This is a genomic window from Nocardia sp. NPDC005825 (assembly GCF_040630175.1).
Taxonomy (GTDB): Bacteria; Actinomycetota; Actinomycetes; order Mycobacteriales; family Mycobacteriaceae; genus Nocardia.
The window spans coordinates 65,889-88,819 of record NZ_JBEXXC010000019.1; the positions used below are offsets into that span (position 1 = coordinate 65,889).

The 22,931-nt window shown below is 69.3% G+C and carries 21 protein-coding genes and 1 pseudogene; 11 read left to right on the forward strand and 11 right to left on the reverse strand.

Annotation, left to right across the window (positions count from 1 at the left end):
• Window positions 1-3: 3 nt before the first annotated feature.
• Genes ABZ382_RS33095 through puuE form a run of 4 tightly spaced genes read left to right on the forward strand, consistent with a single transcriptional unit; the run spans window position 4 to window position 3,903 of the window.
• Window positions 4-750: an aspartate/glutamate racemase family protein gene (locus ABZ382_RS33095; protein WP_357097298.1), complete on the forward strand. Its 747-nt coding sequence runs from the start codon at window positions 4-6 to the stop codon at window positions 748-750.
• Window positions 747-1,961, forward strand: coding sequence for an aldolase (locus tag ABZ382_RS33100; protein ID WP_357097300.1), 1,215 nt, complete (start codon window positions 747-749; stop codon window positions 1,959-1,961). The genes ABZ382_RS33095 and ABZ382_RS33100 overlap by 4 nt, the downstream gene beginning before the upstream one ends.
• Window positions 1,958-2,989 (forward strand): allantoicase, encoded by a 1,032-nt coding sequence (gene alc / locus ABZ382_RS33105; RefSeq protein ID WP_357097302.1) that lies wholly within the window; start codon window positions 1,958-1,960, stop codon window positions 2,987-2,989. Before ABZ382_RS33100 ends, alc begins: the two co-directional genes overlap by 4 nt.
• The gene (gene puuE / locus ABZ382_RS33110) at window positions 2,986-3,903 is read left to right on the forward strand and encodes an allantoinase PuuE (RefSeq protein WP_357097304.1); all 918 of its coding nucleotides are present in this window, start codon (window positions 2,986-2,988) and stop codon (window positions 3,901-3,903) included. The genes alc and puuE overlap by 4 nt, the downstream gene beginning before the upstream one ends.
• A gap of 70 nt (window positions 3,904-3,973) precedes the next feature.
• Here puuE and ABZ382_RS33115 read toward each other — a convergent pair whose 3' ends face one another.
• Genes ABZ382_RS33115 through dapB form a run of 3 tightly spaced genes read right to left on the reverse strand, consistent with a single transcriptional unit; the run spans window position 3,974 to window position 5,908 of the window.
• Complete coding sequence (locus tag ABZ382_RS33115) at window positions 3,974-4,621, reverse strand: hypothetical protein (protein ID WP_357097306.1); 648 nt, start codon at window positions 4,619-4,621, stop codon at window positions 3,974-3,976.
• A gap of 55 nt (window positions 4,622-4,676) precedes the next feature.
• A complete protein-coding gene (locus ABZ382_RS33120; RefSeq protein ID WP_357097308.1) occupies window positions 4,677-5,171 on the reverse strand; it encodes a hypothetical protein in 495 nt (164 codons plus the stop codon).
• The gene (gene dapB, locus ABZ382_RS33125) at window positions 5,168-5,908 is read right to left on the reverse strand and encodes a 4-hydroxy-tetrahydrodipicolinate reductase (protein ID WP_357097339.1); all 741 of its coding nucleotides are present in this window, start codon (window positions 5,906-5,908) and stop codon (window positions 5,168-5,170) included. Before dapB ends, ABZ382_RS33120 begins: the two co-directional genes overlap by 4 nt.
• A 134-nt stretch (window positions 5,909-6,042) precedes the next feature.
• Between dapB and ABZ382_RS33130 the strand changes: the two genes are divergently transcribed.
• The 3 genes from ABZ382_RS33130 (at window position 6,043) to ABZ382_RS33140 (ending at window position 9,233) form a co-directional block, all read left to right on the forward strand.
• Window positions 6,043-6,636, forward strand: a complete 594-nt coding sequence (locus ABZ382_RS33130; RefSeq protein ID WP_357097309.1) for a TetR/AcrR family transcriptional regulator — start codon at window positions 6,043-6,045, stop codon at window positions 6,634-6,636.
• 88 nt (window positions 6,637-6,724) lie between these two features.
• Window positions 6,725-7,582 carry a sterol desaturase family protein gene (locus tag ABZ382_RS33135; protein WP_357097311.1) on the forward strand — a complete coding sequence of 286 codons (858 nt, stop codon included), beginning with the start codon at window positions 6,725-6,727 and terminating at the stop codon, window positions 7,580-7,582.
• A gap of 82 nt (window positions 7,583-7,664) precedes the next feature.
• The gene (locus ABZ382_RS33140) at window positions 7,665-9,233 is read left to right on the forward strand and encodes an esterase-like activity of phytase family protein (RefSeq protein WP_357097313.1); all 1,569 of its coding nucleotides are present in this window, start codon (window positions 7,665-7,667) and stop codon (window positions 9,231-9,233) included.
• A 48-nt stretch (window positions 9,234-9,281) separates the two neighbouring features.
• On the opposite strand, the gene ABZ382_RS33145 is transcribed toward ABZ382_RS33140, so the two are convergent.
• Together ABZ382_RS33145 and ABZ382_RS33150 are read right to left on the reverse strand one after the other, a co-directional pair.
• Window positions 9,282-10,433: a serine hydrolase domain-containing protein gene (locus ABZ382_RS33145; protein ID WP_357097315.1), complete on the reverse strand. Its 1,152-nt coding sequence runs from the start codon at window positions 10,431-10,433 to the stop codon at window positions 9,282-9,284.
• A 24-nt stretch (window positions 10,434-10,457) separates the two neighbouring features.
• Window positions 10,458-11,276, reverse strand: a complete 819-nt coding sequence (locus ABZ382_RS33150) for a helix-turn-helix domain-containing protein (RefSeq protein ID WP_357097317.1) — start codon at window positions 11,274-11,276, stop codon at window positions 10,458-10,460.
• A gap of 495 nt (window positions 11,277-11,771) precedes the next feature.
• Between ABZ382_RS33150 and ABZ382_RS33155 the strand changes: the two genes are divergently transcribed.
• Window positions 11,772-13,343 (forward strand): hypothetical protein, encoded by a 1,572-nt coding sequence (locus ABZ382_RS33155; protein ID WP_357097319.1) that lies wholly within the window; start codon window positions 11,772-11,774, stop codon window positions 13,341-13,343.
• A 69-nt stretch (window positions 13,344-13,412) separates the two neighbouring features.
• On the opposite strand, the gene ABZ382_RS33160 is transcribed toward ABZ382_RS33155, so the two are convergent.
• Window positions 13,413-14,528, reverse strand: coding sequence for an alcohol dehydrogenase catalytic domain-containing protein (locus ABZ382_RS33160; protein WP_357097321.1), 1,116 nt, complete (start codon window positions 14,526-14,528; stop codon window positions 13,413-13,415).
• A 74-nt stretch (window positions 14,529-14,602) separates the two neighbouring features.
• On the opposite strand from ABZ382_RS33160, the gene ABZ382_RS33165 reads away from it, so the two are divergent.
• A complete protein-coding gene (locus ABZ382_RS33165; protein ID WP_357097323.1) occupies window positions 14,603-15,256 on the forward strand; it encodes a class I SAM-dependent methyltransferase in 654 nt (217 codons plus the stop codon).
• A 4-nt stretch (window positions 15,257-15,260) separates the two neighbouring features.
• Here ABZ382_RS33165 and ABZ382_RS33170 read toward each other — a convergent pair whose 3' ends face one another.
• From ABZ382_RS33170 to ABZ382_RS33180, 3 genes are all read right to left on the reverse strand, one after another.
• On the reverse strand, window positions 15,261-15,998 hold the full coding sequence (locus ABZ382_RS33170) for a hypothetical protein (RefSeq protein ID WP_357097326.1): 738 nt from the start codon (window positions 15,996-15,998) through the stop codon (window positions 15,261-15,263).
• A gap of 84 nt (window positions 15,999-16,082) precedes the next feature.
• Window positions 16,083-17,492, reverse strand: a complete 1,410-nt coding sequence (locus ABZ382_RS33175) for a pentapeptide repeat-containing protein (RefSeq protein ID WP_357097328.1) — start codon at window positions 17,490-17,492, stop codon at window positions 16,083-16,085.
• 178 nt (window positions 17,493-17,670) lie between these two features.
• A complete protein-coding gene (locus tag ABZ382_RS33180; protein WP_357097329.1) occupies window positions 17,671-18,894 on the reverse strand; it encodes an MFS transporter in 1,224 nt (407 codons plus the stop codon).
• A gap of 91 nt (window positions 18,895-18,985) precedes the next feature.
• Here ABZ382_RS33180 and ABZ382_RS33185 point away from each other — a divergent pair, with 91 nt between their 5' ends.
• Window positions 18,986-19,306, forward strand: a complete 321-nt coding sequence (locus ABZ382_RS33185) for a helix-turn-helix transcriptional regulator (protein WP_357097331.1) — start codon at window positions 18,986-18,988, stop codon at window positions 19,304-19,306.
• 53 nt (window positions 19,307-19,359) lie between these two features.
• Here the strand turns inward: ABZ382_RS33185 and ABZ382_RS33190 are convergent, their stop codons facing one another.
• Together ABZ382_RS33190 and ABZ382_RS33195 are read right to left on the reverse strand one after the other, a co-directional pair.
• Window positions 19,360-21,378, reverse strand: coding sequence for a protein kinase (locus tag ABZ382_RS33190; protein WP_357097333.1), 2,019 nt, complete (start codon window positions 21,376-21,378; stop codon window positions 19,360-19,362).
• A gap of 84 nt (window positions 21,379-21,462) precedes the next feature.
• Entirely contained in the window at window positions 21,463-22,752 is a 1,290-nt protein-coding gene (locus ABZ382_RS33195) for a pitrilysin family protein (protein WP_357097335.1), read from the reverse strand.
• A gap of 93 nt (window positions 22,753-22,845) precedes the next feature.
• Here ABZ382_RS33195 and ABZ382_RS33200 point away from each other — a divergent pair.
• A pseudogene (locus tag ABZ382_RS33200) lies at window positions 22,846-22,931 on the forward strand (insulinase family protein); the annotation flags it as partial.

Below are 22,931 nucleotides of genomic sequence, written 5' to 3' on the forward strand. Positions count from 1 at the left end.
TCCATGCGTATTCGAGTCATCAACCCCAACACCACCGCGGCCATGACCAGCCTCATCGAAGCCAGCGCCCAGCTGGTGGCCGCGCCCGGCACCATCGTCGAGGGCGTGAACCCGACCATGGGCCCGGCCTCCATCGAGAGCCACTACGACGAGGCGCTGGCCGTACCGGGCCTGCTGGCCGAGATCGCGCGCGGCGAGGCCGAGGGCGTGGACGGCTACATCATCGCCTGCTTCGGCGATCCGGGCCTGGACGCCGCCCGCGAGCTCGCACGCGGTCCGGTGATCGGCATCGCCGAGGCGGCCATGCAGTACGCCAGCCATCTGGGGCGCAAGTTCAGCGTGGTCACCACGCTGGGCCGCACCGCGGGACGGGCCTGGGATCTGGCCGAACGCTATGGGATGGAACGGTTCTGCGCGAACGTGCACGCCTGTGAGATCCCGGTGCTCGAACTCGAGGATCCCAAGGCGCGCAAGGTCATCGCCGACGCCTGCCGGGACGCCGTGGCCGCCGACCACTCCGACGCGGTCGTGCTCGGCTGCGCGGGCATGGCGGATCTGTGCGAGTTCCTGACCGACGAGGTCGGCGTGCCCGTCATCGACGGTGTCGCCGCCGCCACCCTGACCGTGCAGTCGCTGGTCACCATGAAGCTGCGTAAGTCCGGCCGCGGGGAATTCGCGGCCCCACTGCCGAAGCGGTATGTGGGATTGCTCGCCGATTTCGGCATCGAGGAGAAGGAGGCCCGTGCGTGAGGGTGCCACCGGAGACATTGAACGGGATCGAATCCCGTTTGCGGGACGTGGATTCGGAGCTGCTGCGGCGTTATCCGGGTGATCGCCCGGGACAGCCGGTGCACACCGCGTACGCCTCCGGCGCGGACGCCTCGATCGATCTGCCTGCCCGGTGGGGCGCTGCCGCGATCGAACTCGCCGAGGCCCAGCGCGACCTGCTGGTCGAGCTGGCCGGTGCCGACGTCACCGAACGGGTCTTCACGGTTCTTCGCGAGCGGCCCATCCAGGACCTGCGCTTCGATTTCGAGGACGGCTACGGCACCCGCGGCGACGAGGTCGAGGACCGCGACGCCCTACACGCCGGTGCGGTGCTGAAAGCCCTTGTCCCCGAGGTCACCTCGCGCGGCATCCGCATGAAGGGCCTGACCTCCCTGGAGTGGGCGCGCGCCGTGCGCACCCTGGAGAAGGTCCTCGAGGGCGCGGGCGGGGTGCCCGAGGGCTTCGTGTTCACCGTCCCCAAGATCCGCCACGTCGAGCAGGCCGACATCACCGTGGACCTGTGCGAGGCCGTCGAATCCGCGCACGGCCTGGCCGCCGGATCGCTGAAGTTCGAGCTGCAGATCGAGAGCCCGCAGGCGATCATCGCCGCCGACGGCACCTCCCCGGTCGCCCAGCTGATCCAGCGCTCGGCCGGACGCTGCACCGGATTGCACTACGGCACTTACGATTACAGCGCCGCCTGCGGAATCGCCCCCAAGTTCCAGTCGCTGGAGCACCCGGTCGCCGACCACGCCAAGGCGGTCATGCAGGCCGCCGCGGCCACCACCGGCGTGTGGGTGTGCGACGGCTCCACCCAGGTGCTGCCCATCGGCACCGACGCCGAGGTGCGCGCGGCGGTGTCGCGGCACTTCCGCCTGGTCAGCCGGTCGCTCGAGCGCGGCTACTACCAGGGCTGGGACATGGGTGCGGGCCACCTGGTCACCCGCTGGCTGGCCACCTTCGCGTTCTTCCGCGAGGGCCTGGGCATCGCCGCCCCGCGCATCGGCCGCTACCTGGACCGCCAGGGCGGCGCGGTGATGGACGAACCGGCCACCGCGCAGGCACTGGCGACAGTGGTGCTGCGTGGACTGGAGTGCGGCGCTTTCGATCCCGCCGACGTGATCGCGATCGCCCCGAAAGCCTCTGTCGAGGTTTTGCATCAATTGCGAGAAAGGAAGATCCCCGCGCTATGAGCGACGCTGATTTCACGCTGCTTCCCGACCTGGCCGTGCGCACCCTGGGCGGTGCCGTGCTGTGGGCCGACGACGAGTCCTTCGCCGAGCGGGAGAACCTGATCCGGCCCGAGGCGGCCACCTACTCCCCCGCCACCTTCGGCCACAAGGGCCAGGTGTACGACGGCTGGGAGACGCTGCGTCAGCGCGGCGCCGACGGCGGCCACCCGCCCATCGACGCCTGCCACACCGCGATCATCCGCCTGGGCGTGCCCGGCGTGATCAAGGGCGTGGTGGTGGACACCGCGTGGTTCAAGGGCAATTACCCGCCCGAGGTGTCGGTGGAAGCCATTGCGGTGCCGGGCCATCCGTCGGTCGACGAGCTGGTCGCCGCCGAGGGCTGGACCACCCTGGTGGACCGCGCCAAGGTCGACGGTGATTCGGAGAACCCGTTCGCCGTGGATTCCGCGCGGCGCTTCACCCATGTGCGCCTGCGCATGTTCCCCGACGGCGGCATCGCCCGGCTGCGCGTGCACGGCGTCGCCAAGCCGGATCCGGCCTGGCTGGCGGCGGGCCCGTTCGATCTGGCCGCGATCGAGAACGGCGGCCTGGTCGCCGACTGCTCGAACCGCTTCTACTCGCACCCGCAGAACGTGCTCATGCCCGGTCGCGCCCGCAGCATGGGCGACGGCTGGGAGACCGCGCGCCGCCGCGACAAGAACACCAACGACTGGGTGCTGGTGCGGCTCGCCGAGGAAGGCGTCATCACCGCCGCCGAGATCGACACCTCGTACTTCCTGTTCAACAGCCCGGGCGCGGGCTCGCTGACCGGCATCCGCGCCGACGGCACCGAGGTCGAACTGCTGCCGCGCACCCGCCTGCAGCCCGACACCCGGCACCGCTTCCTGATCGACGCCGCCGACCCGGTGGTCTCGGTCCGCCTGGACGCCTACCCCGACGGCGGCCTGGCCCGGCTGCGGCTCTACGGCACGCTCACCGACGAAGCTCGCGCACGATTGCGTGCCGAGCTGGACAATGAACGCGCATGAGCGATTTCGACCTGAACTACCCGCGGGACATGGTCGGTTACGGCCCCCACCCGCCGCATCCGCAGTGGCCGGGCAATGCGAACATCGCCGTCAATTTCGTCCTCAACTACGAGGAGGGCGGCGAGAACAATGTGCTCGACGGCGACGAGGGCTCGGAGACGTTCCTGTCGGACATCGTTCCGGCGGCGTCGTTCCCGGACCGGCACATGTCGATGGAGACCATCTACGAGTACGGCTCGCGGGCCGGACTGTGGCGGGTGCTGCGGCTGTTCGAGAGCCGCGGCGTGCCGCTGACCATCTTCGGGGTGGCGCGGGCGCTGGAACGCAATCCGGAGGCGGTCGCGGCGTTCAAGCGGCTCGGCTACGACATCTGCTCGCACGGCCTGCGCTGGCTCTCCTATCAGAGCGTGGACGTCGAGACCGAGCGCGCGCACCTGGAAGAGGCGGTGCGGATCATCACCAAGCTCTTCGGTGAGGCGCCCAAGGGCTGGTACACCGGCCGCGACTCGCCGCGGACCCGCGAACTGGTGGTGGAACACGGCGGATTCGTCTACGACTCCGACTCCTACGCCGACGATCTGCCCTACTGGGTGAAGGTCGGCGACCGGGACCACCTGGTGCTGCCGTACACCCTCGAAACCAACGACATGCGGTTCTCCTCCCCCGCCGGGTTCGCCAACGGCGAGGAGTTCTTCACCTACCTGAAGGACGCCTTCGACGTGCTCTACGCCGAGGGCGAGGCGGGCGCGCCGAAGATGCTCTCGATCGGCCTGCACTGCCGCATCGCGGGCAAGCCCGCGCGGGCGAAGGCGTTGGAGCGCTTCGTGGATTACGTGCGGTCGCACGACAAGGTGTGGCTGGCCCGGCGCATCGACATCGCCGAGCACTGGCAGCGGGTGCACCCCGCCTCCTGAGCGCGACACAGGAATGCGGCCCGGAACCATCAGGTTCCGGGCCGCATTCGGTTCGTCACGCGAAAACCGCTCAGAGCGTGCCGTTCTCGATATCGGCCTTCACCGCTTCCTGGGAGGCGAGGTGCGCGGCCACGCCGTTGTCCGCGGTGAAATCGATGAGCGGCTGATCGGCGACGAAGGTCAGGTGCTCGTTGACCGTGGTGGTGCCGTCACCGTTGTCGGTGAAGGTGACCACCTGGTGGGTGGTGACATTGGGGATGTCCCAGGTGTCGGAGGTGTAGTAGTTCTGGTCCGGGTACAGCCGCTGCTCGGCCTGGGTGTGGCCGGGGAAGGTGATCGGCCCCATCGGAATGTCTTCCAGCGCGGTGAAATCGGTGACGCGCACGCCGTCCTCGTCGCAGGTGCGGTGGACGATGATGTCCTTGAGGAAGGAGTGGCGGCCCAGGCCGTTGCGGAAGTCGGTGTACACCGACCACACCTTGTCCAGCGGGGCGTCGATGGTGATCGGCAGATCCACCTCGCGCACCGCCCGCGCGTCGGCCGGATTCTGCTGCTCGGCCTCGTAGATCGACCAGCTGAGCTGCCATTCGAGTTTGTAGTCGTTCTCCGACTCGATACAGGACGGCGCGGTGTCCGCGCGCGCCACCGCCGATACCGCCGCAGGTGACCCCATCGTCGCGCAGGCGATGGCCAGCGCATAACCCACCGTGAACCTCACCCGGCGGACTTTACTCCGGTCGCAACCTACCGGCAGGTTTCCTGCGAAACCCTGGCTATCGGGAGCCGGTGCGCTCGGCGCGCTCCAAATCGACTGCGCGCTTCATCATTTCGCGCGCCCGGGTGCGGTCCCCGGCATAGTCGTAGGCGCGGGCCGCGCGGTAGCTGGTGCGCCAGTTCTGCGGGTCCGCTTCGAATTCGGCCTTCACCTGCTCGAAAAGCTCATCGGCGGCGGCCTTCTCGATGCGGCCGGAGGGTCGGCGCGGCAGCTCGGAGACGTCGAGCTCGCCGCCCTCCTCGTGCATGCGCCGGGCCAGATGCTGGTGGGCGAACGCGGCGCGGACGCTGGTGCCCACGATCCACACCCCCAGCAGCGGCAGGATGAGCACGCCCAGGCCGAGGCCGATGGCGGCGGGCTTGCCGGAACCGATGAGGCTGAACGCGATCCGGCCCAGCAGCACGAAATAGAACCCGAGGACCAGCACCAGGGCCGCGATGAAGCCGACCCGTTTGAAGACCTCGCGGCCGTTGTTCGCCTCCGGCGCGCTCACAGGTCGAGCAGCGGGTCGATGCCCACGGTCAGGCCCGGGCGCAGCGGGGTCTTGCGCACGCCCAGCAGCACGCCCGGCACGAAGGAGGTGCGGTCAAGCGAGTCGTGGCGGATGGTGAGGGTCTCGCCCTGGGTGCCGAACAGCACCTCCTGGTGGGCGACCAGTCCGGCCAGCCGCACCGAGTGCACGCGCACGCCGTCCACGTCCGCGCCGCGCGCGCCTTCCAGCTCCTGGCTGGTGGCGTCGGGGCTGCGGCCGACACCGGCCTTCTCCCGGGCGGCGGCGATCAGCGCGGCGGTCCGGAAGGCGGTGCCCGACGGCGCGTCGGCCTTGTTCGGGTGGTGCAGCTCGATGACCTCGACCGAGTCGAAGAAGCGGGCGGCCTGCTCGGCGAACCGCATGGTCAGCACCGCGCCGATGGCGAAGTTGGGGGCGATCAGCACGCCGACCTCGGGCTTGGCGGCGAGCCAGCCCTTGACCTGCTCGAGCCGGCCGGCGTCGAAGCCGGTGGTGCCGACGACGGCGTGAATGCCGTTCTCCACCAGCCACTTCAGATTCGGCATCACCACGTCGGGGTGAGTGAAGTCGACCACGACCTCGGTCCCGGCGGCGGTGAACGCCTCCAGCGAGTCGCCCTTGTCGACCTGCGCCACCAGCTCCAGATCCGCGGCCGCCTCGACGCCCGCGCAGATGGACTGCCCGACCTTGCCGCGCGCCCCGAGCACACCCACCCGGATCCGGTTCGTGGCCACCTGGTCTCCTTCGCTATGACCGATCTGGAACCCGTCGAGCCTATCGGGTCGGCGAAACACCGGGACCACAGGCCGGTGACCACGGGCCGGTCGAATTGACCGAGTGGTAATTTTCGAGGGTGCGATCCACAGCCGGAACCAAGGGCGTCCCGCGCGCCGAACGCGAGGCGCAGATCCTCGATGTCGCCGCCGCGGAGATCGCCCGGGTCGGCTACGCGGGCCTGTCCCCCGCCACGGTGGCGGCGGCGGCCGGAGTGTCGAAACCCTTGGTGTACGGCTATTTCGGCTCCAAGGACGGGCTGTACGTGGCCTGCGTGCAGCGGGCCTCCGCGGTGCTCGGGGACGCCATCGACGCGGCCTTCAACGGCCCGGCCTCGCTCGATATGGCCGAACGCACGCTCGCCGCGATCTTCACGGTGCTGGAACCGCGCCCGCACGACTGGAAGGTCGTGCAGGACCAGTCGCATCCGGACGAGGGTCCCGCGGCCGAGGCGGCGCGGGCCGCGCGCGCCCGCATCGCGGCGCAGGCCGATCGGGGCGTGTCGGCGTTCGTGTCGTCGCACGGCCTGACCGATCCGCAGGATCTGTCGGCGCTGCGCGCGGTCTGGACCGGCGTGGTCGCGGCGCTGGTGGATTGGTGGTTGAGCCATCCCGAGCAGACGGCCGAGGCCATGGTCGCACGCAGCAGCCGCCTGATCGCGGCCCTGTCCTGACCCGAGTTCCCCCGAATGTCCGAATCGGCCTCTTGTCCCCGAATTGACCAATTGGTAACTTACGAATCGGGCAATTCGAGGAGGTCCGATGTTTTCGCAGGTCTGGCATGAGATCAACACACCGCTGCTGTACGCGGTCCCCGTCTTTCTACTGTCCATCGGCGCCGAGGCGCTGGCCCTGCGCGACGATCACGACGCCACCGGCTACCTGGCCCGCGACACCCGCACCAGCCTGAGCATGGGCGTGGGTTCGCTGGTGTCGAGCGCGATCTTCAAGACGGCGACACTGGTGCTGTTCGTCGTCCTGTGGACCTACGTCGCGCCGTGGCACCTCCCCACGAACGTCTGGTGGAGCTGGGCGCTGCTGCTGCTCGCCCTCGACTTCGCGTTCTACTGGAACCACCGCTTCGCCCACCGGGTGCGGATCGGCTGGGCGGCGCATCAGGCGCACCACTCCAGCGAGTACTTCAACTTCGGCACCGCCCTGCGGCAGAAGTGGAATCCGTGGGCCGACGCCATCTTCTGGGCGCCGCTGCCGCTGCTGGGCTTCACGCCCTGGACGATCTACATCGCCTTCACGATCAACCTGATCTACCAGTTCTTCACCCACACCGAGTCCGTCGGAAAGCTCTGGGGCCCGGTCGAATTCGTCTTCAACACCCCGTCGCACCACCGCGTGCACCACGGCAGCGACGCGCAGTACCTGGACAAGAACTACGCCGGGATGCTCATCATCTGGGACCGCGTGTTCGGCACCTTCGAACCCGAGATCCAGCGTCCCACCTACGGTCTCACCACGCCGGTGGGCACCTACAATCTGCTGACGCTGCAGTACGGCGAATACGCCAAGATCGTGCGAGACGTGCGGAGCACATCGAACTGGCGCGACAAGCTCGGCTACGTCTTCGCCCCGCCGGGCTGGGAGCCCGAGCAGTCCCGATCCTGACGCGCGGCCGGTTCACGAGCTCGGCGGAAGGTGTTCAGGTAACGGCCAACCCGGCGACGGATCGGACCTATAGGCATCTCTCGTGAGAATTCGTCCCGTTACCCGCCGGGTTGCCGTGGCCGCCGTCGTCGGCGCAGCCGCCGTCACCGCCGCCTGCTCCTCCGGATCCGACTCCGCCGACTTCACCGCCACGGCCGGCCAGCCGCTGGTGATCTCGCTGGACCAGCTGCTGGACAAGACCGGGGGCCACGCCGCCGTCGCGGTCGCCGACCCGCAGCACGGCACCCTGAGCCGGCGCCTGGACGGCGCGCTGGTGTACACCCCCGCGGCCGGGTACACCGGTTCGGACTCCATCACCGTCACCACCACCGACGCGGTGCGCCTGTTCACCACCGACATCCCGCCGATCGGGGAGTTCGGCGGAGTTCCGGTGCAGGCCAGCGCCTACGGCTCCGCCTTCACCCCGGTCCCGGGCTCCACCGACGAGTTCTACGGGCTCACCGACCGCGGCCCGAACGTGGACGGCAAGGGCAAGAACGAGAAGATCGCGCCGGTCCCGGACTTCACCCCGCAGATCGCCAAGTTCAAGCTGGTCGGCAACAAGGCCGTAGTGGAATCCACCATCCTGCTGAAGAACCCGGCCGGACAGCCCTTCAACGGCCTGGTCGACACCTCCGCCACCACCGGCGAGACCATGAAGGACCTGACCGGCAAGGTGCTGCCGCCCACCGATCACGGCATCGACAGCGAGGGCCTGGTCGCGCTCGCCGACGGCACCTTCTGGATCTCCGACGAATACGGCCCGTTCATGGTGCATTTCGACGCCAAGGGCGCGGAGCTGGAGCGGCTCGCGCCGGGCCGCGGACTGCCCAAGGAACTCGCGTTCCGCACGCCGAACCAGGGCATGGAGGGCCTGACCGTCACCCCCGACGGCAGCACCCTGGTCGGTGTCATCCAGAGCGCGCTCAACGCGCCGGGCGTCACCAATGCCCGGGAGACCCCGATGACCCGCATCGTCACCGTGGACCTGAAGACCAAGGCGGTCAAGGAGTTCGCGCTGCCGCTCGAGTCGCCCAAGGAGAAGCTGGCGATCTCCGAGATCACCGCGCTGTCCAACACCACCTTCCTGGTCGACGAGCGCGACGGCAACAAGGCCCCCAAGGCCAACAAGAAGCTGTGGACCGTCGACATCGCCGGCGCCACCGACATCGGCCCGGACGCCAAAGTCCCCGGCGCGCAGTACGACCCGGAGAAGGGCCTGCTGATCGACGGCAAGCCGCTCGAGGTCTACGTCGGCGCCGTCACCACCGCCGACGGCATCGCCGCGCTGAAGAAGGCGGGCATCACGCCGGTCGCCAAGACCGGCAACCTCGACCTGGGCGGACTGCTGGACGGCCTCAACGCCGACGGCAAGTTCTTCGGCCACGACAAGATCGAGGGCGTGGCCACCAACGACCACGGCAAGACCCTCTACATCTCCAACGACAGCGACTTCGGCATCGAGGCCGTCACCGGCGACCAGCCGCCGTTCGGGCTCAAGGCCAAGATCCTACCCAACGGCGTTCAGGACACCGGCGAGATCCTCGCGGTCGACACCACCAAGCTGCCCGCCAAGACCGAGACCAAGAAGGTCACGCTGACGGTCAAGTAGGTCAACAGGATTCGACCGGTTCACCGGATTCGACGTGGTCCACGGCGCTCACAGCGCGCCGTAGGCCGCGTCGATCAGGTTGTAGGCCCGGCGGTCGCCGGAGACCCAGTCGCGGCGCAGGTTCGGGGTGAAGGCGATCGCGAGCCGATTCTCGGTGTCGCCCAGGCCGATCGCGCCGCCCGCGCCGGGATGACCGAAGGCCGTGGGGCGGGCGGACTCGGGCAGGATCATGTTCTCCGAAGGCAGCATGTAGCCCAGGCCGAAGGCGCTCTCCAGGGTCAGCACGGCGTCGCGGCCGCGCACCCGCTCGCGAACCGCGTCGGCGAGCACGTCGGCGGGCAGCAGCTCGCCCGCCACCAGGTCGGCGTAGAAGCGGGCCAGGGAGCGGGCGGTGGCGACCAGTCCGGTCGAGGGCCAGCCGCCGGCCAGCACCTCCGGATCGTTGTAGGAACCCCGGGGGTTGGTGGAGGCGCGCAGGGCCAGCGATTCGGGGTCCCGAAAGGCGCGCGCCATCTCGGCCACCGTCGCGGCGCTGATCGGGGCGGGGTCGGTCCACGCCTGTTCGGCGACGGGCGGGGCGCCCACGCGGGCGGCCTGTTCCGCGATCTCGGGCGGCGCTCCGATCCACAGCCGGTCGCCGAAGTTCCGGCGCACGTACTCCCCGACCGTGAATCCCGTATGGCGGCGGACGAATTCGCCGAGCAGCCAGCCGAAGGTCATGGCGTGGTAGCCGTGCTCGGTGCCGGGCTTCCAGACGGGGTGTTGTTCGGCCAGCCGGGCCGCCATCGCCTGCTGGTCCGCGGCGTCGGCGGTGGAGACGAGACGCTCGAAGAGCGGTAGACCCGCTCGATGGGTGAGCAGATCGGCCAGGGTCGTCGAATCCTTGCCTCCGGCACCGTATTCCGGCCACCAGTCGGTGACCAGGTCGTCCCAGCCCACGCCCCGCTCGTGCGCGACCAGCAGTGCGGCGGTAGCGGTGACGCCCTTCGTGCACGAGTAGGTGACGACCGGGGTGTCGCGCAGCCAGGGCCGCTTCGTCCGGGTGTCGGCGAGCCCGCCCCACAGGTCGACGACCGGGCGGCCGTCGACGAACACGGCCACGGCCGCACCCGCGTTCCGCCCGTCGGCGAAGCTCGCTTCGAACACTTCCCGCACCGCCCGGAATGCCGGATCGACCTGGCCGTCCACGAATCCGCTCATGGCCAAATTAGAACACGTTCTAGTTCAGGACGGAACGGGTATGAGGAATTGCGAGACCAGCCAGCCGGGATGCGCGCCGGTCTGCACCATGCCGGTCTGCACGAGAACCGTTCGCACCGTGTCACGCTCGAGGTCGCGCAGCCGCATCCGCCACATGGGCTGGAAATCGGCTACCTCGCCGCCGCCCCACATGCGACGGAAATCGGGGTAGCGGCTCAGCTCGTCGAGCAGTTCGGCGAAGGTCTCCGCGCCGCCGAAGCCGCCCACCCCCACCCGGAAGGACCGCACCGAATGGGTCGCGTCGGCCTCCCAGTCGACCATGACCCGGCGGGCGAGATCGCAGCCGAACAGCCAGTGGAATTGATTGCCGCCCTCCCGCATTCCGGGGAACGCGCGCTCCCAGCCAGGGTTGCAGGCCAGCACGCAACCGCCGACCGCGGTGATCGCGGCGGGCAGCGGCTGATCGAGCACCTGACGGAGTTCGGGGGTGACGGCGGCCTTCAGCTCGTCGAGCGGCGGGCAACCCGTGGCGGTGAGCCCGGCCAGGTCGCGCAGCTGCCGACGGTCCTCGATCGACAGGGGGTCGACGCGATCGAGGTACCGGATGATCGCGTCGAGGACCTCCCGAGTGGGACGGTCACGCGCACCCTTCTCCAAATGCGTGATGTAGCTGGCGCTCACGCCCGCATTGAATGCCAGGCGCTCGCGCGACACCTTGCGATAATCGCGTACTGAACGCAATACCGGACCGAGGGTCGGAACGGCAAGTGCGCCATCGCCTTCGATATCGCCCGCGCCATTGTGCGCGCCATTGTCATCGTCTATCGATGTATCGATTGTCACGCCGAGCCCCTCCAGATATTCGCCCGTGTGCGCCCTGGCGAGAATCCAGGTTCATCCGACGTGTCGATACTGACAGAAAACCAACTGACCTGCATGTACGTGTCCTAGGCAACAGTTCTTCGACCGGCGTAAATGAGTGCACTCAGTGACGAGAAGTACATTTCCCGGACGGAAAACACCGGGTTAGCTGCGGCGCGAGTAAGAAATCCAACCGGTCGAATTAAACGGAGGATTCGGAGTCCGAGAATTGCATTTCGCAGCCTCGTTCTGAGATATCCAGCGGCACTGGAGAATTGAACGGGAACCACTTAGTGCGCGAGTCGTGCAGTAGTAGCATTCGATGCGGGATCACCGGGTGAGGTTGGGGGGCCGGAGCGCCGCTACTGAGACGCCCCGCCTGACGGGAGAGCCGCCCCGTCCCGGACGCAGACGATTGTGCACGCCTCGTGCGCTGGATTTTTGCTGCGTCGTGAGTGTCTCTCAGGAGGAAAGACCATGTCCGCTCCCGCTCATCTGCTCGAGGACGCTTTCAAGGACGCTCTGGCGCGCGCCGCCAAGCTCGACAAACTCGGTATTCCGCCCGGCGATACCAAAGAACTGTTTCCCGGCCGCACCCCGACCAATGTCGAACTGGTGCAAGCCAGTATGAAGGAGTACAAGAAGAATCAGGCCGCGATGGATCGGGCGGTGCACGACGTCATCGAGTTCCTCGACACCCCCGACGGCGCCGCGTACGTGAAGGCGCTCGAAGGATCGCTGGAGAATCCGGTGCCCAACAATGCGCTGAGCGTCGATATCGCGCAGGAAATTCTGCGGAACGGCGAATTCGGGCTCGCGAGTTCGCATCCGCAGGGCCTGCGGGGGTTCGGCATCGGGGTCTCGGCCGGGGTGAGCGCGGTGGTCGGGCTGCTCGCGGGGGCGGACGTGGTCTTCGATTTCAAGGACGAGGCCACCGTCCACGGGCGGGTCTGGAAGGGCGTGTCGCTCAAGGGCGGGCTGTCGGTCAGCGCCGGCCTGGAATTGAGCTTCTGGGTGCAGAAGCCGGTGACCGGCGCCATCGCGGGCTGGCTGCTCGACCTCTACATCCCCACCAAGTACGCGATCCTGCTCTTCATCCGCTTCATGTACATCAAGCAGCGGCCTGAGGGTATGAAGGAACTCGACTTCGGCGGCGTCTCACTGCAATTCCCGCTGGGCATCGGGCTGCCGATCCGCCACGACAAGGGCACCGAGGGCGTGATCGCGATCTTCGGCGCGAGCCAGACCGCCTACGACCGGCCGCGGCGGGCGACCTTGAAGGTGGTGAACAAGGCAACGGGCCTGGGCACCATCGCCGTTCAGGAAACCGCCACCCTCGAGGTCACCCTCACCAATACTTCCAATAATGACGTCACGCTGAGTTCGGGCGCGACCATGACGATCAATATGCCGTCGTACTTCACCGACAGCGATGTCGCCGCCATGAAGATCGACTTCGCGGGGTGGACGTTCACCGACGTCGACGGCAGCCTGACGCTGACCCTGTCCAAGAACACCACCTGGGCCTCGGGCACCGACCTGTTCCTGAACATCACCAATGTGAAGAGCAGCAACCAGCCCGCCTACGGCCAGCAGTCCACGCCCGGCAAGGTGAAGGTCTCGGTCAACGACGTCTCCTTCGACGCCCAGATCCTCACCACCGCCGATTTCGCCCTGGTCTGGTCCACCTCCAAGGCCACCCTGGACTGGGAGGCCGCGGTGACCAAACCGTTCACCCTCACCGGCCCGGCGAAGGGCACGATCACCGCGTACGCGCAGCCGGGCAACTACATCATGAAGCTGACCACCGCCGTCGACGCCGACAATGTCGAATGGACCCTCGGCTACGTCTTCAACTACAACACCGCCATCACCGACAAGGTGATCCCCCAGGTCACCGCCTGCTGGTGGAAGACCGACGCGCCCAAGGCCGGCAAGAACGTCTACTACGGCAACGCGGTCGACCAGTCCGGGCAACCCTCGGTCTGCTGGTACGGCGGCACCTCCCAGAGCGGCAGCAAGATCACGGTCACCCCGACCTTCGGGTGACCCGATCGGCCCGCCGCGGACCATCCGGCCCGCGGCGGGTCGCCTGCTGAGAGCAGAAGGTCCTCGCCGTCAGTCGAAGATGATGACCTGGCGGAGGGCGTGGCCTGCGGCCAATTCGTCCATGGCCTGGTTGATTTCGTCGAGGCGGATGCGGGAGGAGACGAGGCGCTCGACCGGGAGGGTGCCCTCGCGCCACATGCGGACGAATTCGGGGATGTCGCGGGACGGGACGGCGGAGCCGAGGTAGCTGCCGACGATGGTGCGGCCCTGGGCCACCAGGGCCAGCGGGGAGATGCTGGCGCGGGCGTCGGGGGCGGGCAGGCCCACGGTGACCGTGGTGCCGCCGGGAGCCGTTGCGGCCACGGCGGTTTCGAAGGCGCGGATATTGCCGGCGGCCTCGATGACGACTTCGGCCTGGATATTGTCGGCCGCGATCTGCTGCGGGGTATAGGCGGCGGTCGCGCCGAGTTCCAGTGCGGTCTTCAGCTTCTCGGGGACGGTGTCCACCGCGATGACCTCCTGGCCGGTGCTCGCGCGCAGTGCGGCCCCCACCAGCACCGCGGCCATGCCGACGCCGCCGAGACCGACCACCATGATGCGGTCCTTCGGGCCGGGCTTGGCCGAATTCAGCAGCGCGCCACCGCCGGTGAGAACGGCGCAGCCGAGGACGGCGGCCACCTCCGCGGGCACGTCGTCGTCGACGGGCACCACCGAATGGCGGTCGACGACGGCATAGGTGGCGAACCCGGACACACCCAGGTGGTGGTGGACCTGCACGCCGTCGCGGAGCAAACGCCGTCCGCCGGCGAGGAGTTCGCCCGCGTTGTTGGCGAGACTGCCGGGCTCGCACGGGGTGCGGCCGTCGGTGGCGCAGCCCGCGCAGGAGCCGCAACGCGGCAGGAAGGTCATGATGACGCGCTGGCCGACGGCCAGGTCGGAGTCGCCGGGGCCGAGCGCCTCGATGCGGCCAGCGGCCTCATGGCCCAGCAGCATCGGGACGGGGCGAACGCGATTGCCGTCCACCACGGACAGGTCGGAATGGCACAAGCCGGCCGCCTCGATCCGGATCAGCAGCTCACCCGGGCCGGGCTCGCCCAGGTCCAGTTCACTGACGGTGATCGGCTTCGAGTCGGCGAAGGGCGTCGACGCCCCGATCTGTTCCAGGACGGCACCACGAATCCTCATGCGCCCGACGCTACTCCATCGCACCTTCCCAGACAGTCCGGAATCTGCTTCCATGGAGCCGGACAGGAGCACACATGACCACTTCGCCGACCACCGGCAATCGCGCCTTCAACCATGTGGTGACACAGTTCTGGGGCAATGTCGCCCGCGCCTACGACACCGCCGCCCTGCAACACCTCGTCTACCGCCCGCCGCAGGATCAGATGATCGCCGAGCTGCGCGCCGCCGGATCCCGCCGGATCGCCGACATCGGCTGCGGCACCGGCATTCTCACCACCCGCATCCACCGCGAACTGCGGCCCGACGCGGTCTACGGCGTGGACGCCTCGGCGGGCATGCTGGAGCAGGCCCGCACCCGATCTGCCGAAGTCCGGTGGCGGCATTCCGCCGCCGAGCATCTCCCCTTCGACGACGGCGCACTGGACGCGGTCGTCACCACCAGCGCGTTCCACTTCTTCGACCATCCGGCCGCGCTGCGCGAATTCCATCGGGTGCTGGCGCCCGGCGGCCTGGTCGCCATCGCGACCATGCACCCCTCCGGCGCGGCGTCGCGCCCGATCCAGCAGTTGACCCGCAGCCCGCGCTTCCCCGCGCACGCGCCGTCGCCGCGGGAAACCCGCAAGCTCCTCACCGACGCCGGTTTCGAGGTCGTCGATCAGCGCAAGGTCGCGCGGCCGCTGCCGTCGTGGCTGATCCCGGACGTCATCACCATCGGCACCCGGCGCTGACGCGTCAGTTCCCGGGGTTGTCGCCGCCGCGGAAACACACGGTGAGTTCGAGCTTGCGCCAGATCACCCAGACCGCGCCGCGGCCGTCCCGGGGACAGGACGCGCCCGAGGTGGCGTTGGCCAGCACCGCGGTGGCCTGGACGATGTGCTCGCCGGGCGTCGCGCAGTCGACCTTCGACGGGGTCTCCATGGCGGTGGTGTCGTAGCAGACGCCGGTGCGCCAGTCGAAGGTCAGGCACAGGTGGTAGCGCGCCTTGCCGGTCTTGTCCTTGGGGGCGGAATCGAGGGTGTAGAGCGGGTCGGTGCACGGGTCGGGGCCGTTCTGCAGCACCCGGTAGTTGGCGTCCACCGAATTGCAGTCCGACGGTTCGGGTGTGCCCGCTTTCCAGGTCGGTGCGCCCGAGGCGTCTCTGGCTCGCTCGATCGGGACCTCGACGCAGTCCCCCGGCTTCAGGGACGCCATGGGATCGGGGGCGGCGGGTTTGGCCGACGTGGTGGGCTGCCCCGCCTGCACGAGTTCGGGCGGGGCGCCGATGGGGTTGCCCGCGACGGCTTCCCGGGTCATGGGTGAGAGGCTGGCCGTCACCGCGGCGAACACGAGGATCCAGCCGGTCGCCGCGAACGCCAGGGCGCTCACCCGCCGCCGCTTCGGTGCCGCACCGGCCCGGCTCGCGAGCGCCGCGGCCAGGCAGAACAGCAGAACCGCTACCGCGACAACCCAACCGACGCCGTGGCTCCCCACCACCCAACCCCTTCAACTCCGCTCGTCTGCAAGCTATCCCACGGCCGAGTTCCGGGCAAAACGGGCGACGGGCCCGCGGCGGGTTCAGGAGGCGAGTTCGGAGGCGGATTCGGCCAGCACCGGCGGCCACGGGGTCGGGGAGATATGCGACGGCTTGGCGGCGGGGCTCTCGTCCCAGTCGAAGTGGACGCCGACCCACGCCTTCGGGCGGTCGAAACTGACCTCGCGGGCGTCGAAGGCGGCGCGGCGGAAGGAGATGTCGCCGAAGAAGTCACCCCCGGCGAAGACCACCTTTCGGCCCCCGAAGACGGTGTCGGCGAAGGAGACCGTGCCGTGGTACTCGGTGCGCGCGAACGACACTTCCTGGGTGCGGCCGGTACGCCAGCGGATCTGCGTGCCCAGGTGGGCACAGTCGAAGGAGCTGGACTCGGTGTAGAAGCGGGAATCGGCGAAGGTGACTCGCGCGCCGGTGAATTCCGCGCCGGTGAAGGTGACGCGCTCGCCGTCGAACACCGCGCGCTCGAAGGAGGTCTGGTCGGCGGCGAAGACGGCGTTGGCGAAGCTGGTCCGCTCCCCCGCGAACGTGGTGCGGTCGAACGCGGTTCGCGTGCCCCGGAATTCGGCGCCCTCGAAGCTGCCGCCGCTGCCGAAGGTGGCCTCGGCGAAGGTGGCGGCGGTGTCGTCACGGTCGGCGCGGGCTACGGCGGTGTGGGCGAAGACCGCCTTGTCGAAGACGGCGGCGCTGCGGAAGATGGCCCCGCGGAAGGTGACCCGCTTGCCGAGGAACCGCGCCTGCTCGAAGGTGACCGTGCGGCCGCTCAGGAACATGGCGCTGGTGAAGCGGGTATTGCGGCCCGCGAAGACCGCGTAGCGGAAGTCGGCGTTCTCGAAGACGGCGTCGGTGAAGTCGAAATCGCAGGAGCTCCAGCGGGTCTCGGCCGAGGGGCGCAGGTGTTCGGCGATCACCCGGACGATGGTGTCGCGGACCTGCCGGTCGTTCTGGCGGTAGGTGTACACCCGCTCGACGGCGGTGCCGTGGTCCTCGATGCGCTGGGATTTGGAGACCAGGTGGCTGGCGCCCTCCTCCGGTTGGTACGGCAGCCGCAGGTAGCCGCACAGCACGTCCACGCACTGCTGGCGCCGCCAGCGCGCGGAGAACTCGTCGGCGACCCCGGCCATGGCGTAGACCCCGGCGATGCGGACCGCCACATCCGGGTCGCCGAGCTGACCGGCGGCGGCCCCGAAGACTTCCGCGAAGCGGCCGCGCTCGGCGTCGCGCTGCTTGCGGTAGGCCACCACCAGCGCGACCGCGCCGCCGATGCCCGCCGCCACCGCGAGCGAAATCCGGCTCAGATCCAGCTGATTCGGCGTCTCGGCCTTGGCGCCGAGGAATCGCCACAACCCCCACCAGGTGAGGCCCGCGATGGCGAGCCCGCCCGCCACGGCGGCCAGCACCGACATCAACAGACCCGACCGATGTACCGTCCGGCTCACCACCCCACCGAACCTCCACCGCCGCATAGCCGAAGAATAGCGATCCGGGACGCGTCACGCATCGGATGCGGCAATTCCACCCCGACTTCGCGCACCCGAAAAACCGGGCACACCAATCCGTTTCGCCCGGAATGCCGCGTCCGCCCGGCGACCAGGGGTTCACCGGGCGGACATTGGTTCAGGCCACGTCCGTCTCGGCCGCTTCCACATTGCGGCGCAGGCCGATTCCGGCCGCCCCGAGGCAGGCCAGCGCGACCACCGCGACGAACCACGGGAACACGGTGCTCAGGCCCCAGGTGGTGGCCGCCCAGCCCGCGACCACGGTCGGCACCGCCATGGCCGAGTAGGCCAGCAGGTAGTAGGCCGACATGGTCTCGCCGCGCTTGTGCTGCGGCACCACATTGGACAGGTGCCGCAGCGACCCGCCGAAGCCGAGACCGAAGGTGCCGCCCAGGGCAAAACCGGCCAGCAGCACCAGGACCCAGTTGTGGGTGTCGAGCGCCGGAATGGTGAGCAGCAGCGCGATCGCCATCCCGATGTCACCGGCGATGGCCGCGCGCCGCGCCGGAATCCCGCCCGCCACGGCCTGGGCCAGCGCGCCCGCGGTCGCCGTGGAGGCCACCACCGCGCCGCCGAAGACCAGGTTGTGGATGCCGGTCTCGGCCGAGGCCAGCGAGGGGTACAGCGACAGCAGCACGCCGAGCACCGACCAGGCCGCCATCACGCCCAGCGCCGAGAACCAGAAGTCGCCGCGGATCTCCTGCGGCACGGCCGGTTTGGCGATGGTGATGCGCTGCTGGGCGCGCGCCCCGTGCGGCTCGCGCAGGGCGAGCACGCCCGCCGCGATGAGCACGCACACCAGCGTGATCACCACGTACGGCGTCCGCAGCGGATACGGCGCGTACTGGGCCAGCACCGCCGAGCCCAGGATCGCCACGGCCATACCGACATTGAAGGCCACCCCGGACAGCTGACCCGACCGCGCGCCCGCCTGCGGGCGCAGATCCAGCAGCGCCGCCGCGCCCGCCACCACGATCGCGCCGACCGCGGCCCCGTGCAGGGCCCGCGCCAGCAGCAGCATGGCCACATTGTCGGCGAGCAGGAACACCACCAGGCCGACGATCATGGTCGCGAACGCGCCGAGCAGGACCGGCTTGCGGCCCACCACATCCGAGATCCGGCCCGACACCAGGACCGCGCCGAGCGCGGCCACCGCGTAGACGGCGAAGACGAAGGTCGTGGTGAGCGGGGAGAAATGCCAGCTGCGTTGATAGAGCCCGTACAGCGGGGCCGGTGCCCCCGAGACGCCGAGGGCGACGCCGCTGGCCGCGAGCACGAGCGCGTACGCCCAGCTCTGAGTGCCCTGCTCCGCGTCGGTTTCCACCGCCGTTGCCGATGCCATGCCGGCCTCCATCAGGTAAGTTTGAATCTTATCGAACTCACCGTATCCAAGGTTCGACAGTTATCAAACTAGTTTTCCCGTGAGGTAGGTCATGACCGACACCGACGCGCTGCCCGCCGTGGCCCCGCTCCCCGCGGTGCTCGGAGCCCTCCAGGACCCCGTCCGCCTGGAAATCGTCCGCCGCCTGGCCGACGCGGGCACCCCCCTGCGCTGCGGCCTCACCTACGACGGCGTCAGCAAGTCCACCGCCGCCCACCACTTCAAGATCCTCCGCGAAGCGGGCGTCACCGAACGCGTCACCATCGACGGCAACACCCACCTGCGCCTGCGCGCCGACGACCTCGACGCCGCCCTCCCCGGCCTGCTCCCCGCGGTCCTCGCCGCAGCGAACCGGGAACACGCGCCGCAGTAGCGCGCCCGGCCACCATGGCGCGGGTCGCGGTCGAGCCCCTCGCCCGCGACGGGTCAGGACTGGGTGAGCGGCAAGGACTTCCACCAGTCGACGACACCGGCCGGGGTGGTCGGGATGCCGCGGGTGTACATGAGGAACTTGTCGCGCTTGGGGTCGTCGAAGAACGAGGTGGCGAAGACCGTGGACGGGACGTCGGGAGTGGCGTCGAAGCGGTGGTTGACGTACTGCTTCGAACCGCAGAACTCCTTGAAGGTGAGATCCTCCAAAGCGCTTCCGGCCGGCCGGATCCGGCGGGCCGCCGAGCGCGCCACCGCGGCGGAATCGTAGGCGAAGACGATGTACTCGCGGACTTCGTGGTCGGCGGAGTACTGGCAGTCCCAGGCCGCGGCCCAGCCTTCGAAGGCGAAGGGCGGCAGGAAGTCCTTGGTGTCGTGGTCGACCACGCGGCAGCTGGCCGAATTGAATCCCGAGCCCAGTTCCGCAGAACGCGGCACCAGACCCGGGAAAGCCGCACTGATCTGGGCGATCTCGGCGGCGGCCGCCTTCGGCTTGGCGCCGCGGCCGGACGGGCTCATGACGAACACCACCACACCGAGCGCGACCGCCAGGCCCACGCTCATCACCACCAGCATGCGCAGGCCGCCCAGCCACCGGCCCGTACCCGGAGCGGTCATCCGCGGTGGCGGCGACTGATGGCGGTCCGTGCGCGGCCCGAACAGCGCGGGAATGTCGGTCAGCCGGCCCGAACGCACCGCCGTCGATTGCGGAATCCGCCGGGCCCCGGTCGTTTCCGACGGCGAGGTCCGCCGCGCCCCGGTGGCGTCGGGCTGCTGCGCTCGCCGGGCTCCGGTGATCTCCGAGGGATGGACTCGCCGCGCCCCGGTGGTCTCCGAGGGATGGACACGTCGTGCGCCCGTGGTCTCCGACGGGTGCACGCGCCGGGCGCCGGTGGTCTCCGACGGTTGTCTTCGGCGCGCAGAGGAATCCGGCTGCTGGCCCCGCCGCGTCCCCGAGGAGTCGGGCTGCTGCCCGGGCCAGGGTGGCGGCGTCGTGGACTGTTGTCCCCGCCGCGCCGCGTTGGGGTCCGATTGCTGCCATCGACCGGCCGGTGAATCCGCTTGCGCCGCTCGCGAACCCGGCGCGTTCCGGGTCCCCCGGCGACCGGTGGACGGCGCCGCGGGCCGACGCGCGGAGGGATCCGCGCCCCGGCGGCGCGGCGGCGCGTGGCCAATCTCGACCGCGACGCCCTCGGCCAGCGCGCGTTGCGCGGCCGCCGCGAAGTCCGAACAGGTCGGGTACCGGTCGTCCGGGTTCTTGGCCAGGGCTCGGGCCAGGACCGGATCCAGGGTCGCGGGGAGGTCGGGTCGCAGGCTGGCGATCGGGGGCGGGTTGTCGTACAGGTGGGCCTTGACGATCGCGCCGAGGTCGTTCGCGCGGAAGAGCGGCACGCCGGTCAGCAGGCGGAACAGGGTGCAGGCCAAGGAGTATTGGTCGGCGCGGTGGTCGACCGGCTGGCTCTGCAACTGTTCCGGGGAGGCGTAGGCCAGGGTCGCCATGACCGAGCCGGACCCGGTGAGGCGGCCGGTGTCCTCCTGGAGCCGGGCGATGCCGAAGTCGGTGAGCAGTACGCCCGCCTGCTGTTCGCGGGTCTCGCGCGCCAGCATGATGTTGGCGGGCTTGACATCTCGGTGCAGCACGCCGACGCGGTGCGCGTAGTCGAGGGCGTCGGCGGTGGCGGCGACGATCTCGACAGCGCGCTCGGCGGTCATGTCGGTGACCGATTCGGCTTCGATGCCGTCGACGTACTGCATGGCGATCCACAGTCGCCCGTCCTCGACGCCGCGGTCGTAGACGGTGACCACACCGGGGTGATTCAGCCGGGCCGCGAGGTCGGCCTCGCGTTCGAATCGAGCGTGAGTCTCGCTGTCGCCGTGGTACTCCGCGTTCAACAGCTTCAGTGCGATCCAACGCGGCAGGCGTGGATGGCGTGCCAGGTATACGGCACCCATCCCGCCGCGTCCGAGCTCACGTTCGATGACATACCCGGCGAAGTTCTCACCTGGTTCGACCACGACCCCTCCCATTCCGGCGAGGTGATCATAGCCACAAACGGGCATACCTCACCGGCGGCTGGAGATTACCGCCGAGTAAGTATTTCAGCCGACCAGATTCCGGACGGATGTGGGCAGGTCGCGGGTGCGCCGGTACGGTCCGGCCACCGCCGCCCCGAACGGTCGCGCCAGCAGGCTCGTCGCGATCGAGGACACCTCCTCGGTGGTGACTTCGTCGATGCGAGCGAGGGTTTCGGACACACTGCGGTGATTGCCGTAGCTGAGCTCCGACCGCCCGATGCGATTCATCCGCGACCCGGAGTCCTCGAGCCCCAGCACCAGTCCCCCGCGCAGCGAACCCTTGGCGCGAGCGCATTCGGCGTCGGTGATGCCATCGGCCGCCACCTCCTCGAGCACGCCGTGCGCCAGAGCCGCTACGCGACCGAGGTTTTCGGGCTGGCAGCCCAGGTACACCGAGAACGCGCCGGTGTCGGCGAAGGTGTCGACACTGGAGTACACCGAGTACGCCAGCCCGCGCTCCTCCCGAATCCGCTGGAACAGCCGCGAACTCAGACCGCCGCCGAGCACGGTGTTGAGCACCGACAACGGCCAGCGCTTCTCACCCTCGTGCCGGCCGAAGGCGCGGGTGCCGAACACCAGGTGCGCCTGCTCGCTGTCACGGTTGATGCGCAGCAGTTCCGGATTGCCGCGCGGGCGGAACCTGCCCTCGCGGCGCGGCGCCGGCTCCAGGCCGGACTCGAGCCGATTCTCGAAGGCGCGGAACACCAATTCGACGACGTGCTCGTGCTCGATATTGCCCGCGACCGCGACCACCATCCGGTCGGGCCGGTAGCGGCGCAGGTGGAACGAGCGCAGCTGGTGCGCGCCCATGGCCTCGATGGTCTCGACACTGCCGATCACCGGACGCCCGATGGGGTGGTCGCCGAACAGCGCGGTCAGGAAGGCGTCGCCGACCAGGTCCTCGGGATCGTCGTCGCGCATGGAGATCTCCTCCAGCACGACCTGCCGTTCCACGTTCACGTCGTCGGCGCGGCACAGCCCGTTGAGCACCACATCGCTGACCAGATCCACCGCCAGCGGCAGGTCCTCGTCGAGCACGTGGGCGTAGTAGCAGGTCTGTTCCTTGGCGGTGAACGCGTTGAGCTCGCCGCCGACCGCGTCCATGGCCTCGGCGATATCCAGGGCCGAGCGCGAGGGCGTGGCCTTGAACAGCAGATGCTCGAGGAAATGCGCGGCGCCGGCCACCGTCGGGCCCTCGTCGCGCGAACCGACACCGACCCATACACCGATCGAGGCCGAGCGCACGCCCGGCACATGCTCGGTCACGACCCGCAGGCCGCCGGGCAGGACGGTCCGGCGCACTCCGATATCCATTGCGGGAGACTCGTTCCGGTCGATCGCCAGCGCAGAACCCCCCTGCTCCAGGTTGCGGAGCAAGGGGGCGTTGTTCTGCGCGGAGTCCTTCGCGGTGCGCGCGACGAGGGCCCGACGGTGGCCGGCGCCGCGCATTTCCTCGAGCATCTGCTGTTCAAGGCCACGCCCTCGCGCTCGGC